16 protein-coding genes are annotated in these 15,299 nt (G+C 70.4%); 9 read left to right on the top strand and 7 right to left on the bottom strand.

Annotation, left to right across the window (positions count from 1 at the left end):
• The first annotated feature begins 141 nt into the window (after window positions 1-141).
• Window positions 142-1,170, top strand: a complete 1,029-nt coding sequence (gene fbaA / locus M3667_RS15760) for a class II fructose-bisphosphate aldolase (protein ID WP_251509428.1) — start codon at window positions 142-144, stop codon at window positions 1,168-1,170.
• 315 nt (window positions 1,171-1,485) lie between these two features.
• Here fbaA and M3667_RS15755 read toward each other — a convergent pair whose 3' ends face one another.
• The 5 genes from M3667_RS15755 to M3667_RS15735 form a co-directional block, all read right to left on the bottom strand.
• On the bottom strand, window positions 1,486-2,031 hold the full coding sequence (locus tag M3667_RS15755) for an MOSC domain-containing protein (RefSeq protein WP_251509427.1): 546 nt from the start codon (window positions 2,029-2,031) through the stop codon (window positions 1,486-1,488).
• A 78-nt stretch (window positions 2,032-2,109) separates the two neighbouring features.
• Window positions 2,110-2,814: a zf-HC2 domain-containing protein gene (locus M3667_RS15750; protein ID WP_251509426.1), complete on the bottom strand. Its 705-nt coding sequence runs from the start codon at window positions 2,812-2,814 to the stop codon at window positions 2,110-2,112.
• Window positions 2,811-3,314: a sigma-70 family RNA polymerase sigma factor gene (locus M3667_RS15745; protein ID WP_251509425.1), complete on the bottom strand. Its 504-nt coding sequence runs from the start codon at window positions 3,312-3,314 to the stop codon at window positions 2,811-2,813. Before M3667_RS15745 ends, M3667_RS15750 begins: the two co-directional genes overlap by 4 nt.
• 55 nt (window positions 3,315-3,369) lie before the next feature.
• Entirely contained in the window at window positions 3,370-3,975 is a 606-nt protein-coding gene (locus M3667_RS15740; RefSeq protein ID WP_251509424.1) for a DUF6264 family protein, read from the bottom strand.
• Window positions 3,972-5,033 carry a 4-hydroxy-3-methylbut-2-enyl diphosphate reductase gene (locus M3667_RS15735; RefSeq protein ID WP_251509423.1) on the bottom strand — a complete coding sequence of 354 codons (1,062 nt, stop codon included), beginning with the start codon at window positions 5,031-5,033 and terminating at the stop codon, window positions 3,972-3,974. Before M3667_RS15735 ends, M3667_RS15740 begins: the two co-directional genes overlap by 4 nt.
• A gap of 140 nt (window positions 5,034-5,173) precedes the next feature.
• Here M3667_RS15735 and xseA point away from each other — a divergent pair, with 140 nt between their 5' ends.
• The 7 genes from xseA to M3667_RS15700 are packed head-to-tail and all read left to right on the top strand — an operon-like array spanning window position 5,174 to window position 11,627.
• Complete coding sequence (gene xseA / locus M3667_RS15730; RefSeq protein ID WP_251509422.1) at window positions 5,174-6,562, top strand: exodeoxyribonuclease VII large subunit; 1,389 nt, start codon at window positions 5,174-5,176, stop codon at window positions 6,560-6,562.
• A gap of 10 nt (window positions 6,563-6,572) precedes the next feature.
• Window positions 6,573-6,800: an exodeoxyribonuclease VII small subunit gene (locus M3667_RS15725; RefSeq protein WP_144835277.1), complete on the top strand. Its 228-nt coding sequence runs from the start codon at window positions 6,573-6,575 to the stop codon at window positions 6,798-6,800.
• On the top strand, window positions 6,800-7,432 hold the full coding sequence (locus M3667_RS15720) for a DUF4245 family protein (protein ID WP_251509421.1): 633 nt from the start codon (window positions 6,800-6,802) through the stop codon (window positions 7,430-7,432). Before M3667_RS15725 ends, M3667_RS15720 begins: the two co-directional genes overlap by 1 nt.
• 8 nt (window positions 7,433-7,440) lie before the next feature.
• A complete protein-coding gene (locus tag M3667_RS15715) occupies window positions 7,441-8,085 on the top strand; it encodes a carbonic anhydrase (protein WP_251509593.1) in 645 nt (214 codons plus the stop codon).
• 32 nt (window positions 8,086-8,117) lie between these two features.
• A complete protein-coding gene (locus tag M3667_RS15710; RefSeq protein WP_251509420.1) occupies window positions 8,118-9,512 on the top strand; it encodes a class II fumarate hydratase in 1,395 nt (464 codons plus the stop codon).
• Between the two features lie 46 nt (window positions 9,513-9,558).
• Window positions 9,559-10,974, top strand: coding sequence for a cell wall metabolism sensor histidine kinase WalK (locus tag M3667_RS15705; protein ID WP_251509419.1), 1,416 nt, complete (start codon window positions 9,559-9,561; stop codon window positions 10,972-10,974).
• Window positions 10,971-11,627 carry a response regulator transcription factor gene (locus M3667_RS15700; protein ID WP_251509418.1) on the top strand — a complete coding sequence of 219 codons (657 nt, stop codon included), beginning with the start codon at window positions 10,971-10,973 and terminating at the stop codon, window positions 11,625-11,627. The genes M3667_RS15705 and M3667_RS15700 overlap by 4 nt, the downstream gene beginning before the upstream one ends.
• A 371-nt stretch (window positions 11,628-11,998) precedes the next feature.
• Here the strand turns inward: M3667_RS15700 and M3667_RS15695 are convergent, their stop codons facing one another.
• Window positions 11,999-13,360: a PhoH family protein gene (locus M3667_RS15695; protein ID WP_251509417.1), complete on the bottom strand. Its 1,362-nt coding sequence runs from the start codon at window positions 13,358-13,360 to the stop codon at window positions 11,999-12,001.
• A gap of 263 nt (window positions 13,361-13,623) precedes the next feature.
• Window positions 13,624-14,406 carry an isoprenyl transferase gene (locus M3667_RS15690; RefSeq protein ID WP_251509416.1) on the bottom strand — a complete coding sequence of 261 codons (783 nt, stop codon included), beginning with the start codon at window positions 14,404-14,406 and terminating at the stop codon, window positions 13,624-13,626.
• 153 nt (window positions 14,407-14,559) lie between these two features.
• Between M3667_RS15690 and M3667_RS15685 the strand changes: the two genes are divergently transcribed.
• Window positions 14,560-15,252: a hemolysin III family protein gene (locus M3667_RS15685; protein WP_251509592.1), complete on the top strand. Its 693-nt coding sequence runs from the start codon at window positions 14,560-14,562 to the stop codon at window positions 15,250-15,252.
• Window positions 15,253-15,299: the final 47 nt, after the last annotated feature.

Below are 15,299 nucleotides of genomic sequence, written 5' to 3'. Positions count from 1 at the left end.
TTTTGAGCGCATGTGCAACGAAGGAATCGCGGTTCTTAACGAAACAGCAGAAGTGTCGTGTTCCTGCCGCGCCCGCACCGTCACGATCGGGCGGCTTCGCTAGAGTGACCGTTGTCCCGACAACGACCAAGGAGCACCTCCATGCCCGTCGCTTCCCCTGAGCAGTACGCCGACATGCTGGACCGCGCGAAGGCCGGCGGCTTCGCGTATCCCGCGATCAACGTCTCCAGCTCGCAGACCATCAACTCGGTGCTCCAGGGCCTGACCGAGGCCGGCTCCGACGGCATCCTGCAGGTCACCACCGGCGGTGCCGACTACTTCGCCGGTCACACCGTCAAGGCGCGCGCCACCGGCGCCCTCGCCTTCGCCAAGTACGTCACCGAGGTTGCGAAGAACTACCCCGTAACGGTCGCGCTGCACACCGACCACTGCCCCAAGGACGCCCTGCCCGGATTCGTCCTGCCCCTGCTGGAGGCCTCCGAAGAAGAGGTCAAGGCCGGCCGCAACCCGATCTTCCAGTCGCACATGTGGGATGGCTCGGCCGTTCCCCTCGACGAGAACATCGACATCGCCGCCGAGCTCCTCCCCCGCATGAAGAACATCAACGCCATCCTCGAGATCGAGGTCGGCGTGGTCGGCGGCGAAGAAGACGGCGTGCAGCACGAGGGCTCCAACGAGGCCCTGTACACCACGGTCGCCGACGTGACCAAGGCCGTCGAGCGCCTCGGCCTCGGCGAGAACGGCCGCTACATCTCGGCCCTCACCTTCGGCAACGTGCACGGCGTGTACAAGCCCGGTGGCGTCAAGCTCCGCCCCGAGCTGCTCGGTGAGATCCAGGAGGGCATCGCCGCGAAGTTCGGCACCGGCCCGAAGCCCCTCGACCTCGTCTTCCACGGCGGCAGCGGCTCGACCGACGAAGAGATCGCCCTCGCGGTCGCCAACGGCGTCGTGAAGATGAACATCGACACCGACACCCAGTACGCCTTCACCCGCTCGATCGCGGGCTACATGTTCTCGAACTACGAGGGCGTGCTCAAGCTCGACGGCGAGGTCGGCAACAAGAAGCAGTACGACCCGCGCGCGTGGGGCAAGGTTGCCGAGTCGGCCATGGCCGTCCGCGTCGTCGAGGCCACGAAGCAGCTCGGCTCGTTCGGCCACTCGAAGAGCTGACACCTCGTCATCCCGCGAACGCCCCGGCTCCCACGCCGGGGCGTTCGTCGTTTCCGGATGCCGTGGCCCCGGGCTCCCGCCGCACGCCCCGGCATCCGCCGCGCGCGCGCCGCAGCATCCCCCGCCGCGCGCCCCGGCTTGCGCCGCCGCGCGCGCCCGCGCACGCCTCCCACGCGCCGAGACTGCATCTCGCCGACAACCGGGTGTCAGCCTGCAACGACCTTGTCAGCGAGTTGCAGTCTCGCGCCACCGGCGAGGCAGAACGCCCCGAGCGACAGATCGCAGACCGGGGCCGAGACCGGGGCCGGGCGCACCTCAGCTGCGGTACATCTCCAGCACCGTCGGCGCATCCGCGGGCGATGACAGAACCTCGATGGTGTCCCCCGCCCGCACCTCCCCCGCACGGCGCACGCGCAGGTAGGCGCCGAGGCGACCCTCGTCGGAGAAGCGCTTGACCCATCCTCGCGAGGCGGCTCCGCCGACCCAGCGCGCGAAGGTCGCGCAGGGCGTGCGGGGCATCGTCACTTCGACCTCGACGGTGTCGCCGATGCGCCAGACCTCGCCGATGCGGGCGCCGTTGACGTCGAGCCCCTCGACCCGCAGGTTCTCTCCGAACCAGCCGGGGTGCAGCTCGCGGCCGAGCTCGCCCTCCCAGAACGACGCGTCGTCCTGCGCGTAGGCGTACACGGCCTTGTCGGGTCCTCCGTGGTGCTTGCGGCTGGCCTGCACGTCCGCGCGGACGCCGAGCGTGCCGACGCGCACAGCTCCGTCGATGGGACGCTTGTCGATCGCAGTGACGCCGATCGATCCGGCATCCGGATGCAATTCATGGACGGCGCAGACGGCGACGAGACGGGGCATGCGTCGATGCTAAACGGTTTGCTCGAGGCCGCCGTCACGCCGCCGCCGCGCCCGGCAGGGGCGTCAGGGCGGCAGGTGTCAGGGCGTGGCGAACTCGTGCCGCATGACCACGCGGTCACCGTCGAGCGTGCGGATCTCGACCGCGCCGATGTCGGTGGTCGCCAGGTCGGTCCCCGCGCTCAGCTCGGTCGTCGAGCCGGGGTCGGCCCGCCAGGTCGAGAGCACGCTGGTCGCGCCCGACCCGTCGGTGATCGCCAGGGCGTACGGCCATCCGCCGGGCGGGGCGTCGAGCACCTCGCCGGTGTACTCGCACACGAGGTCGATCCGCGTGCCCCAGGGCGCCGAGGTCAGCCGCACCGATGCCTCGAGCGGCGCTCCCGCGATGTCGTCCAGCGCGTAGACGGTGCCCGCCGACTGCTGCGCCGAGCTCGTGAGGGCCACCACGCTCGGCACGGCCACGCCGATGAGGGCGACGGATGCCGCGAGCACCCACACCGTCCTCCGCCGCGCCTTGCGTCGCTTGGCCGTCTCGACGATGCGTCCGCGCAGCGCGGGGCTGGGGGTCGCGAGCTGCACCGGGCCGGTCGAGGCGTCGAGGGCGCGCGCGCGATCGGCCGACAGGCGCGACAGCAGTCCTGCCGTCGGTGCGAGCTCTCCGACGGCGGCGCGGCACTCCGCGCACTCCGCCAGATGCGCTTCGTATTCGGCCCGGTCGCTCGCCGACAGCGCGCCCAGCACGTAGGCGCCGTCCCACGACGACAGTCGATCGTGTTCGTGGCTCATCGGGTCACCCCTCTCTCCTGCAGGGCGAGCCTCAGTGCTCGCACCGCGTAATGCAATCGCGACTTGACGGTGCCGGTCGGGATGCCGAGTTCTTCCGCCGCCTGCGCGACGCTGCGCCCGCCGTAGTAGGCGCTGACGATGACCGCGCGGTGGTCCGGGGTCAGGGTCGCGAGGGCCTCCTCGACCAGGAGCGCATCGAACATGGCATCCGTGTCGTCGTCGCGTACCCTCTCGGGCAGCTCGTCGACCGAGTGCTCGTGGCGCCGACGGGCGCTTCGGGCCTCGTCGATGACGATGTTTCGCGCGACGGTGTACATCCACGACCGCAGCGACGCGGGGTCGTCCGCCATCACCTTGGGCGTGCGCCACGCACGCAGCAGAGTCTCCTGCACCACATCATCGGCTCCGGCGTGGTCGCCGGTCAGGCTGACGACGTAGCGCCAGACGGGCGTCGCGTGCGCGTCGTAGAGCGCTGTCAACTGCGCGTGTTCGTCTCGCACCGCGGCATCCCCTCTCCCTCGTTCACAGGGGACACGGAATGCCGGGCCCGACGGTTCAGCTCGGGACGCTGTTCACGATCGCCGACATGAACTGCGGGTCGCCGACAAGGGCGACGGTGACGCAGATGCCGGCGATGAGTGCCGTCACGACGAATCCGACGAGCGGGATCCAGAAGGCCAGGCGACCGCGCTTCAGGCGGCGCCAGGTGAGCACCGCGGTGGCGAGCCAGCCGATGCCGTAGACGGCCGCTGCCGCGGCGCCCCAGACGTAGCCGGCCGACAGGTTGGTGAAGGTTGCCTCGACGCCGAGCATGCGCGCGCCGGTCTCGGCGTACTCGGGGAAGTTCAGCAACTGGATGATCGTGGTGACCACCGAGAACAGGCCGTAGAAGAGCAGACCGAACGTGACGATGCGGTCGACGCGGGCCCCGCGGGTGGTCGGCACGGGGAAGCCCGCGGCGGCCGGCTGCGACGCGCGCGCCGGCTCGGGGACCACCGGGGCGGGCTGCGGGGCGACGCCGGCGTCGAGCGCCTCGGTCACCTCGGGTCGCTGGATGCGGGCGCGCTGCTCTTCGGGCGTGGCGTACTCGCCGAACTGCGGACGCGGCCGCGACCCGACCTCGGCCGAGCGTGCATCGTCGCGGGAGGAGTCGTCGCTCACGCGTGCCCCCGACCGCCGAGCGCGCGGCTGTCGCGCTTGCCCGAGGCATCCTGACGCAGCTCCTTGGGCAGCGAGAAGATCAGGTCCTCCTCGGCGGTGCGCACCTCTTCGACGTCGCGGTAGCCGGCGCCGGCGAGCTCTTCGAGCACCTCGGTCACGAGCACCTCGGGCACGGAAGCGCCGCTGGTGACGCCGACGGTCTCGACGCCCTCGAGCCACTCCTGCTTGACCTCGTCGACGTAGTCGACGCGGTAGGCGGCCTTCGCGCCGTGCTCGAGGGCGACCTCGACCAGACGCACGCTGTTGGAGCTGTTCGCCGAACCCACGACGATCACCAGGTCGGCGCCGACGGCGACCTTCTTGATCGCGACCTGTCGGTTCTGGGTGGCGTAGCAGATGTCGTCGGAGGGCGGGTCCTGCAGCTCGGGGAAGCGCTCGCGCAGGCGCCGCACGGTCTCCATCGTCTCGTCGACCGAGAGCGTGGTCTGCGAGAGCCAGACGACCTTCGACGGGTCGCGCACCTCGATGGTGTCGGCGTGGTCGGGAGAGTTCACCACGGTGACGTGCTCGGGAGCCTCGCCGGCGGTGCCCTCGACCTCTTCGTGGCCCTCGTGGCCGATCAGCAGGATCTCGAAGTCGTCGCGGGCGAAGCGCACGGCCTCGCGGTGGACCTTGGTCACGAGGGGGCACGTGGCGTCGATCGCCTGCAGGCCGCGGTCGGAGGCGGCGGAAACGACGGCGGGCGACACCCCGTGGGCGCTGAAGACGACGTGGGAGCCCGAGGGCACCTCGTCGACCTCCTCGACGAAGATCGCGCCCTTCTTCTCGAGCTCGGTCACCACGTGGATGTTGTGGACGATCTGCTTGCGCACGTAGACCGGGGCGCCGTAGCGCTCGAGGGCCTTCTCGACGGCGATGACGGCACGGTCGACGCCGGCGCAGTAGCCGCGGGGTGCTGCGAGCAGCACCTTCTTCTTGCCCTGGACGGGGACGTCCTGAAGCCGCCCGCGTCGACCCGGGATGCGGGGAACGGGCAGGTGCACGGCAGGTGAGCTCACCCCTCGATTCTACGGGGGTGCCCCTGGACACCGGCCGAACCCGCCCGGCGCGACCGGGCCGGATAGCATGGGACCTTCCCCTCCCGAGAGACGTCCGGCTCTCGCGGCCCCCGCCGACGGCGTGCATCCCAGCGAGTGACATGACCTCTTTCCAGCCCGAGACCGTCCAGGGTCAGGCGCCGCCCGCCGACAGCGTGCACCCGCGCGACTCCTCCACCGACGCCCCCACCTCGGTGTCACGGCTGAACGACACGATCCGCGGTTTCATCGAGCGCTGGGGATCGGTCTGGGTCGAGGGCGAGATCACCTCGTTCAACCGCCGCGGCGGCAACGTGTTCGGGCGACTGAAAGACCTCGGCACCGAGTCGACGGTGGCGTTCCGCATCTGGTCGAGCACCCTCAACCGGCTGCCAAAAGACCTGAAGGTCGGCGACCACGTCGTCGCATGCGTGAAGGCCGATTACTTCCCGCGCACCGGCGACTTCTCGTTCGCCATCTCGGCGATGCGGCACGTGGGCCTCGGCGAACAGCTCGAGCGCCTCGAGCGCCTGCGCGTGCAGCTGCGCTCGGAGGGCCTGTTCGACCCCGTGCGCAAGAAGAAGCTGCCGTTCCTCCCCCACTGCATCGGTCTCATCACGGGCGAGAACTCGGATGCCGAGAAAGACGTGCACCGCAACGCCGAGCTGCGGTGGCCCCGGGTGAGCTTCCGCACGCGGCACGCCGCCGTGCAGGGAGATCGCTGCGTCCCCGAGACGATCGCGGCGCTGAAGGCCCTGGATGCCGACCCCGAGGTCGACGTCATCATCATCGCCCGCGGCGGCGGCGATCCGCAGACCCTGCTCGGCTTCAGCGACGAGCGCCTGCTGCGAGCGGTGGCCGCGGCATCCACCCCGATCGTCAGCGCCATCGGCCACGAGAACGACCGCCCGCTGCTCGACGAAGTCGCCGACGTGCGCGCGTCCACCCCCACCGACGCGGCCAAGCGCGTCGTCCCCGACGTCAGCGAGCAGCGCGCTCTCGTGTCGCAGCTGCGAGCGCGCCTGACCGGCCGCCTCACCCAGCGGGTGCTGCACGACATCGCCCAACTCGAGCAGGTCCGCTCCCGCCCGGCGCTGCGCACCCCGCACACCATGCTCACCTCGCGCGCGCAGGAGCTGTGGATGCTCTCGAACCGGGGTCGCGACATCGTCGACCGCCGCATCGAGACCGGGCAACGCCGCACGAGCGAGCTCGGCACGGCCCTGCGCGCGCTCTCCCCCGTGGCCACGCTGGCCCGCGGCTACGCGATCGCCCAGCTCGACGACGGCTCGGTCGTGCGCGACGCCGCCCAGGCTCCCGCCGGTGCGACGCTGCGCCTCACGGTCGAGAACGGCACGCTCGCCGCCCGGTCCGAGGGAGCGGTGCCCGACGTGGTGCCGCACGGGACGACGGATGCCGCACCCCTGTCGAACTCCGAGGGCACGGCATCCGGAAACACTCCCCTCGACGCCGAGTCAATCGGCGACGGCCCGTCAGAGGGTCGCGCCTAGAATGGACGACATGACCGCGACGACCCCCGGCTCCGCCGCCGACGTCGCCACCCTCTCGTTCGAGCAGGCCCGCGACGAGCTCGTGCGCGTCGTCGCCGAACTCGAACAGGGCGCACCCACGCTCGAGGAGTCCCTGGCTCTGTGGGAGCGCGGCGAGAAGCTCTACGCCCGTTGCGAAGAGTGGCTCCTCGGCGCCAAGCGACGGCTCGACGCCGCGCGCGGCGAGGGAGACGACTGATGGCCCGCGTCGTCGCGCACCTCGGTCGCCCCGAGACCCCGCAAGAGACCGCCGACCGCAAGGCCGAGTTCTCGGCGCGCTACCGCAACAGCAAGACGTTCCGAAACCTCATCGCCGCGATCCTCGTGACCGTCGCCGTGGTGTTCGTGGTCGTGGCCGGCGTCCCCCGCGGCGAGCCGGTGGCCCAGCCCCAGCCCGACGTGCCCGCCCTCGCGGCCGGCATCGAGAGCGATCTCGGTCGTCCCGTGCTGACCCCCTCGCTCGGCGAGGGCTGGCGCGTCAACCAGGCGAGCACCGAGGGCGTCGGCGGCACCGAGGCGTGGACCATGGTCTACGTGCGCGAGGGCGAGTCGGGCTTCCTCCGCGTCGCCCAGGGCTTCGACGCCGACGAGGCGTGGGTCGGTCAGGTGCTCGACGGCACCCGCAGCACCGAGACCACCGAGATCAACGGCATCACCTGGAACGTCTACCGCCCGTCCAACCCCTCGGGCACGGGCAACATCGACTACGCGCTCGCCACCCCCGCCGGGCCCGACTACGTGCTCGTGTACGGCGACGCAGCCCCCGAGACGGCCGCCCTCGCGGCCGCATCCGTCACTTCCCAGATCGAGCAGTTGAGAGAGGTCCCGTGAGCGAGCGCATGACCCCCCGTCAGGTGTGGCAGCAGATGGTGGAGGGCAACAAGCGCTTCATCGCGGGTCAACCCGCCCACCCCCGTCAGGACGTCGAGCGCCGCGCCGAGCTGGCCTCCTCGCAGCACCCCAGCGCCGCCCTCTTCGGCTGCGCCGACTCGCGCCTGGCCGCGGAGATCATCTTCGACGAGGGTCTGGGCGACCTCTTCGTCGTGCGCAACGCCGGCCAGGTCATCTCCGACTCGGTGATCGGCAGCCTCGAGTACGCCGTCGGCGTGCTCGAAGTCCCGCTCATCGTCGTGCTCGCTCACGACGCGTGCGGCGCGGTCGGCGCGGCGATCGAGAGCACCGGCGCCGACGCCCCCACGCTCCCCCCGTACATCTGGCGGCAGATCGCGCCGATCGTGCCCGCCGTGCGCCGCGTGCAGCGCGAGAACGTCGTCGACGGCCACCTGCCCGAGCACGTCGACCCCGAGCTCGTGGGTCGCGAGCACCTGCGGCACACCGTGGCCGACCTGCTGCGCGCCTCCGAACTGATCAGCGAAGCCGTGGCCGAGGGCCGCACCGCCGTGGTCGGAGCGAACTACCGCCTCGACGAGGGCGAAGCCGTCCCCGTCGTCATCGTGGGCGACGTAGAAGACCCCCGCATCTGAGAACCGAACGAACGACCTGGAGGAACGACGACGTGACCGACATCGAGTACCGCATCGAACACGACACCATGGGTGAGGTGCGGGTGCCCAAAGACGCGCTCTACGCCGCGCAGACCCAGCGCGCGGTGGAGAACTTCCCGATCTCGGGGAAGGGGCTCGAGTCGACGCAGATCGCCGCCCTCGCGCGCATCAAGAAGGCCGCCGCCCTCGCGAACAAAGAGCTCGGCACGCTCGACGGTGCGATCGCGGATGCCATCGCCCAGGCCGCCGACGAGGTCGTCGCCGGAACGCACGACGCGCACTTCCCGGTCGACACCTACCAGACCGGTAGCGGCACCTCGTCGAACATGAACATGAACGAGGTGCTCGCAACCCTCGCGACCCGCATCCTCGGCGACACCGTTCACCCCAACGACCACGTCAACGCCTCGCAGTCGTCGAACGACGTCTTCCCGACCTCGGTGCACATCGCCGTCACCCAGGCGCTGATCACCGACCTCATCCCGGCGCTGCAGCACCTCTCGACCGCCCTCGAGACCAAGGCCGACGCCTGGAAGGGCATCGTGAAGTCGGGTCGCACCCACCTCATGGACGCCACCCCCGTCACCCTCGGCCAGGAGTTCGGCGGCTACGCCCGCCAGATGCGTCTCGGCATCGAGCGCGTCGAGGCCGTCCTCCCCCGCGTCGGCGAGGTCCCCCTCGGCGGCACGGCCGTGGGCACCGGCATCAACACCCCGCTCGGCTTCCCGCAGAAGGTCATCAAGCTGCTCGCGGCCGAGACGCAGCTGCCCATCACCGAGGCGAAGGACCACTTCGAGGCCCAGGCCAACCGCGACGGCCTCGTCGAGGCATCCGGAGCCCTCCGCACCATCGCCGTGTCGCTGACCAAGATCAACAACGACATCCGCTGGATGGGGTCGGGCCCCAACACCGGTCTCGGCGAGCTGCACATCCCCGACCTGCAGCCCGGCTCCTCGATCATGCCCGGCAAGGTCAACCCGGTCGTCCCCGAGGCCACGCTCATGGTGTGCGCCCGCGTGATCGGCAACGACGCCACCGTCGCCTGGGCCGGCGCCTCGGGCTCGTTCGAGCTCAACGTCGCGATCCCCGTCATGGGCACCGCGCTGCTGGAGTCGATCCGCCTGCTCTCCAACGCCATGCGCGTGCTGGCCGACAAGACCATCGACGGCCTCGAGGCCAACGTGGCGCGCGCCGAGGCGTTCGCCGGCATGTCGCCCTCGATCGTCACCCCGCTGAACAAGGTCATCGGTTACGAGGCCGCGGCGAAGATCGCGAAGCACTCCGTCGCCAAGGGCATCACGGTGCGCGAGGCCGTCATCGACCTCGGCTACGTCGAGCGCGGCGAGATCACCGAAGAGGTGCTCGACGCCAAGCTCGACCTGCTGTCGATGACGCACCCGGGCTGAGCCGCCCCCGCACGATCACGACGCCGAGGCGCGCCATAATCTAAGGATGAGCCCCGCGACGAGACCCCTCTCGACGCGGGTGCGACTCCTCGGCGCGATCCTCGGCGTCGTGCTGCTCGGGCTGATCCTGGCCGGCGGAGCGACGTTCCTCGTGCAGAGCGAACGCGTCGTCCAGAACGCCCAACGCCAGCTCGACGGGTTCGTCGCGACGGTGTCGTCGAGCGGGGGCTGCGCGGTCGAGCTCGCCTCGGCGGCGATCCCGGGTCGCAGTGACGGCACGGTCGCCCTCGTCGACGGACGGGTGCTGGCTTCGACGCCCTCACCTCCCGGTCTCGACGTCGCGGGCGACGCCGTCCTGGTCTCATCGCTGTCCGCGGTCGTCGCCGACGGAGAGTTCTCGGGGCGGGTCGACAGCAGCCACGGTCCGATGATGTACGCCGCGGTGCCCGTTGCCGACGGCGTCGTCGCGCAGCTGATCTCGGTCGACCAGCGCATGGAGCTCGTGACCCTCTCGACTGCCAGCTACGCGGTGACGGGCGCTGTCGTCCTCGTGCTCGTGGCCGTCGTCGGATGGTTCGTCATCGGGCGGTCGTTCTCGCCCCTGAAGCGCCTGCGCGACACCGCCGACGCGATCACGATCGACCGCATGGGCGACCGCCTGCGCGCCCACGGCAACGACGAGATCTCCGACCTCGCCACCTCCGTCAACTCGATGCTCGATCGCCTCGCGATGTCGGTCGATGCCCAACGCCAGCTGCTCGACGACGTGCGGCACGAGCTGAAGACCCCCATCACCATCGTGCGCGGTCACCTCGAGATGATGGATCCCGCCGACCCGCACGACGCGGCCGAGACGCGAGAGCTCGGCATCGCCGAACTCGACCGGCTGACGCGCCTCGTCGACGACATCGACGCGCTGGCCGACGTCGAGACCGACCAGCTGGCGGCCGAGGTCATCGACGTCTCCGCGCTGACCGACCGCGTTGCGGAGCTCGCCGGAGCGATCCCCCACCACTCCTGGTCGGTCGCGGAGCGCGCCCGCGTGCGCATCCTCGGCGACACCGACCGCATCGTGCAGGCGTGGCTGCAGCTCGCCGACAACGCGGCCAAGTACACCCCCGCCGGCTCCCCCGTCGAGATCGGCAGCACCGCCGACGACACCACGGCCTACCTCTGGGTGCGCGATCACGGTCCCGGCATCCCTCCCGCCGCCCGTCACCGCGTGTTCCGTCGCTTCGATCGGCTGTCGACGCGCCGCGGAGTCGACGGCTCGGGTCTCGGCCTGTCGATCGTGGACGCCATCGCGAAAGCCCACGACGGGCACTGCTCGGTCTCCGACACCCCCGGCGGCGGCGCCACGGTCACACTCCACATCCCCGTCACCGGCGTCCGCGCCTCGGCCGCCCTGCCCACCCCGGTGCGCGCGGGCGACGTCGTGCTGCAGAGAGAGGCCACCGGATGACCCGCATCCTCATCGCCGAAGACGAAGAGCGCATCTCGGCCTTCGTCGCCAAGGGACTCGAGGCGGCCGGCTACCAGACCCTGATCGTCGACGACGGCGCCGAAGCCCTCGACACCGCCCTGTCGGGCTCGTGCGACCTCGTGCTCCTCGACGTGGGGCTGCCGACGATGGACGGCTTCGAGGTTCTGCGGAGCCTGCGCGGGCAGGGGGCGACGATCCCCGTCATCATGCTGACCGCGCGCACCAGCACCCGCGACACCGTGGACGGGCTCGATGCGGGCGCCAACGATTACGTGGCGAAGCCCTTCAAGTTCGACGAGCTGCTGGCGCGCGTCCGCCTGCGCTTGCGCGAGCCGGTGACGGTCGGCGTCACGACCCTCGCCCACGGCGAGGTCACGCTCGACGTGCTCGGTCGGCGCGCGACCGTCGGCTCGCGCGAGGTCGATCTGAGTGCCCGCGAGTTCGCCCTCGCCGAGGAGTTCGTGCGTCACGCGGGGCAGGTGCTCAGCCGGGAGCAGCTGCTGAGTCGCGTGTGGAGCATGGACTTCGACCCCAACTCCAACGTCGTCGACGTCTACGTGCGCTACCTGCGGGCGAAGATCGGCGCGGCCCACATCGTCACCGTCCGCGGGGCCGGCTACCGCTGGGAGTGACGGCGGAAACCCGAAAACCCCCGGTGGGGGAACCGGGGGTTCAGGGAGATGCGTCCGGTGGTCTTCCGACTCACCCGAAGAGCGGTGACCTGCGCGTGACGCTCTCGTTCCAGGGGATCCGCCGAGGCGGCGGCGGGGTGTTCCCCGCCTGTGCTTCCACCCTGACGGGCGTTCGTGAGATCGCGGGGAGCCGCAGATGAGAACCCTCTCATCTGCAGACACGCGCGCCCGCCGAAGACCGCGGCGCCTCGTCGTGCGCATCGCCGGGTGACGAAGGAGTTTCCGGATGCCACCCCGCCCGACACCAGCGCCCCTCGCCCCGCACGACGAAGGGCCGGGACGCCGCGGCATCCCGACCCTCCGCGATCTCGTCAGGACAGCTCGCCGGCCTCCAGCAGCTCGGTCACGAGCGCGGCGATCGCCGAGCGCTCCGAGCGCGTGAGGGTGACGTGCCCGAACAGGCCGTGGCCCTTCAGCGTCTCGATCACCGAGGCGACGCCGTCGTGCCGACCGACCCGCAGGTTGTCGCGCTGGCCCACGTCGTGCGTCAGCACCACGCGGGAGTTCTGGCCGATGCGGCTCAGCACCGTCAGCAGCACGTTGCGCTCGAGGGACTGCGCCTCGTCGACGATCACGAACGCGTCGTGCAGCGACCGACCGCGGATGTGGGTCAGGGGCAGCACCTCGAGCAGGCCGCGCGCCAGCACCTCCTCGAGAACGTTGCCCGAGACCACCGACCCGAGCGTGTCGAAGACGGCCTGTCCCCAGGGCCCCATCTTCTCGGCCTGGTCGCCGGGGAGGTAGCCGAGCTCCTGACCGCCCACGGCGAACAGGGGGCGGAACACGATGATTTTCTTCTGCTGCTGGCGCTCCAGCACCGCCTCCAGGGCTGCGCAGAGGGCGAGGGCCGACTTGCCGGTGCCGGCGCGACCGCCGAGCGACACGATGCCGACCTCGGGGTCGAGAAGCAGGTCGAGGGCAATGCGCTGCTCGGCGGAGCGGCCGTGCAGCCCGAAGGCGTCGCGGTCGCCGCGCACGAGGCGGTACTCCCCCTTGCCGGTCACGCGCCCGAGCGCCGATCCTCGCTCGGAGTGGATGACGAGGCCGGTGTTCACCGGCAGACCCGCCACGGCGGGGCTCACCCCGACCTCGGTCTCGTACAGGTCGGAGATCTCGTCGCCCGAGAGGTCGATCGTCGTGATTCCGGTCCAGCCCGAGTCCATCGCCTGCTCGGCCAGGTATTCCTCGGTCGCCAGGCCCAGCGACGCGGCCTTCACGCGCATCGGCAGGTCTTTCGAGACCACGGTGACCTCGGCGCCGTCCTTGGCGATGTTCATCGCGACCGCGAGGATACGACTGTCGTTGCCGCCGGTGCGCATGCCCGAGGGCAGCACGGAGGGGTCGGTGTTGTTGAGCTCGACGCGCAGCGTGCCGTCGTCTCCGACCGGCACGGGGAAGTCGAGGCGGCCGTGCTCGATGCGGAGTTCGTCGAGGTGGCGCAGGGCCTGCCGCGCGAAGTAGCCGATCTCGGGATCGTGACGTTTGCCCTCGAGTTCCATGATCACCACGACGGGGATCACCACGGAGTTCTCCGCGAAGCGGAAGAACGCCCGGGGGTCGCTCAGCAGGACGGAGGTGTCCAGGACGTACGTGCGCAGGGCCTGATCGGCTCCGGCTTCGGACTCGGTGCTCTCGACGACGTGACGCTGGTCGTACGGTGCTCGTGCAGTCACAACCCACTCCCGACCCGGGTGTTTCACCCGGTTTTCACGAGTCGACCTGTGGGTCACGAGTCGCGATCCGAAGGTCGACTCGACCGGACTCCGTGTCCGATGTGATCACCGTACGACTCCGCGACACCCACGAGGGTCGTTAACACGCCGCGAATATGACGAGTTCGTGAACAGCGCGTTCGCGCGTCTCGCAGCCGTGAAGTAGTTCACCGGATGCCGCTCCAGCGCCCTCGCGTGGCCGGGCGGGACCAGCCGGATGGGCTCTACTGACCGAACCGGCGGTCGCGCGCCGCGAAATCGCGGATCGCGCGGAGGAAGTCCACCTCGCGCAGGTCGGGGCCGAGGGCCTCGACGAAGTAGAACTCCGAGTGGGCCGACTGCCACAGCAAAAAGTCGCTGAGCCGCTGCTCCCCCGACGTGCGGATCACCAGGTCCGGATCCGCCTGGCCACCGGTGTAGAGGTGCTCGCCGATCTGCTCGGGGGTGAGACTCGCGGCGAGCTCCTCGAGCGACCCGCCCGACTCGTCGTGCTTGACGATGATCGAGCGCACGGCATCCACGATCTCGCTCCGCCCGCCGTAGCCGACGGCGAGGTTCACGTGCAGACCCTTGTGGCCGCGGGTGCGCTCCGTCGCCTCGTGCAGCACCTCGGCGAGCTCGGGCGGCAGTCCCTCGGCGCGACCGACGTGCTGGACCCGCCAGTTCGGCTCGTGCGAGAGCTCTCCCGCGAGCTGCGCGATGATCTCGAGCAGCTCCTGGAGTTCCTTGCTGTCGCGCTTGACGAGGTTGTCGTTGGAGAGCAGGTAGAGCGACACGACCTCGATGCCGAGGTCGTCGCACCAGCGCAGGAATTCGTGCATCTTCGCCGCACCCGCCCGGTGACCGTGCGCGGCGCTGTCGTAGCCGAGCTGGCGCGCCCAGCGACGATTGCCGTCGATCATCATCGCGACGTGGTGCGGCACGGTGGTCGGCATGCGCCGGCGCAGGCGCGAGATGTAGAGACGGTAGAGAGGACCCCGCCCCTCGTTCTTCCGCTCGCGCGCCACCCGCCTACGCTACCGCGTCGAGGCCTCGGCCTCGTATCCCGGGTGGTCGATTGCTGGGGGAAGGGTGAGCATCGGTTCATGTTCCCTGCCGCGCATGGGAGCAGACGTAATGTCGGAAGGGTGACGAGTCCCACCCCGGCCGACGGCCCCGACATGCCCCAGCTCCCCCTCCTCGAAGCGGGAGCCCTCGGCGCGCAGAAGGACATGAAGCCGACCTGGCGCGGATGGATCCACGCCGGTACGTTCCCGGTCGCGATCGTCGCCGGAATCGTCCTGATCGCGCTCGCCCAGGGCACGCCCGCCAAGTGGGCCGCGGCGGTGTTCATGGTGACGTCGATGCTGCTGTTCGGCAATTCCGCGCTGTACCACCGCTTCAACTGGAAGCCGAGGACGCTGGCGGTGCTCAAGCGCATCGATCACGCCAACATCTTCCTGCTGATCGCCGGCACCTACACCCCGCTCGCGGTGCTGGCCCTGCCGACCCCCAAGACCACGCTGCTGCTGTCGATCGTGTGGGGTGGGGCGATCCTCGGCATCCTGTTCCGCGTCTTCTGGATCAACGCACCGCGCTGGCTCTACGTCGCGCTGTACCTCGCGCTCGGCTGGGCCGCCGTGATGTATCTCGGCGACCTGCTCGCGGCGAACGTCGCGATGATGGTGCTCGTCGTCGTCGGCGGGCTGCTGTACACGGCCGGGGCGATCGTCTACGCCCTGAAGAAGCCCAACCCGTGGCCGGGGCACTTCGGGTTCCACGAGATCTTCCACGTGTGCACGGTGCTGGCGTTCCTCTGCCACTGGACGGCGTGCCTGCTCATCTCACTCGCCCCCGCGTACCACGGGGGCTGATCCCGCCCCGCGTCACGCGCGAGTCCGCGGTCACGCGCAGGTCGAAG

Origin of the sequence: Microbacterium sp. P26, from assembly GCF_023712585.1 — a bacterium.
Classification (GTDB): domain Bacteria; phylum Actinomycetota; class Actinomycetes; order Actinomycetales; family Microbacteriaceae; genus Microbacterium; species Microbacterium algihabitans_A.
The sequence above is the reverse complement of the archived record's forward strand: the minus strand, read 5'-3'. Positions and strand labels throughout refer to the sequence as shown.

What these genes read in the sequence shown, in the direction of transcription:
- fbaA (WP_251509428.1), top strand. Translation starts at nt 142, where the DNA reads ATGCCCGTCGCTTCCCCTGAGCAGTACGCCGACATGCTGGACCGCGCG.
- M3667_RS15755 (WP_251509427.1), bottom strand. Translation starts at nt 2,031, where the DNA reads ATGCCCCGTCTCGTCGCCGTCTGCGCCGTCCATGAATTGCATCCGGAT.
- M3667_RS15750 (WP_251509426.1), bottom strand. Translation starts at nt 2,814, where the DNA reads ATGAGCCACGAACACGATCGACTGTCGTCGTGGGACGGCGCCTACGTG.
- xseA (WP_251509422.1), top strand. Translation starts at nt 5,174, where the DNA reads ATGACCTCTTTCCAGCCCGAGACCGTCCAGGGTCAGGCGCCGCCCGCC.
- M3667_RS15725 (WP_144835277.1), top strand. Translation starts at nt 6,573, where the DNA reads ATGACCGCGACGACCCCCGGCTCCGCCGCCGACGTCGCCACCCTCTCG.
- M3667_RS15720 (WP_251509421.1), top strand. Translation starts at nt 6,800, where the DNA reads ATGGCCCGCGTCGTCGCGCACCTCGGTCGCCCCGAGACCCCGCAAGAG.
- M3667_RS15715 (WP_251509593.1), top strand. Translation starts at nt 7,441, where the DNA reads ATGACCCCCCGTCAGGTGTGGCAGCAGATGGTGGAGGGCAACAAGCGC.
- M3667_RS15705 (WP_251509419.1), top strand. Translation starts at nt 9,559, where the DNA reads ATGAGCCCCGCGACGAGACCCCTCTCGACGCGGGTGCGACTCCTCGGC.
- M3667_RS15700 (WP_251509418.1), top strand. Translation starts at nt 10,971, where the DNA reads ATGACCCGCATCCTCATCGCCGAAGACGAAGAGCGCATCTCGGCCTTC.
- M3667_RS15685 (WP_251509592.1), top strand. Translation starts at nt 14,560, where the DNA reads ATGCCCCAGCTCCCCCTCCTCGAAGCGGGAGCCCTCGGCGCGCAGAAG.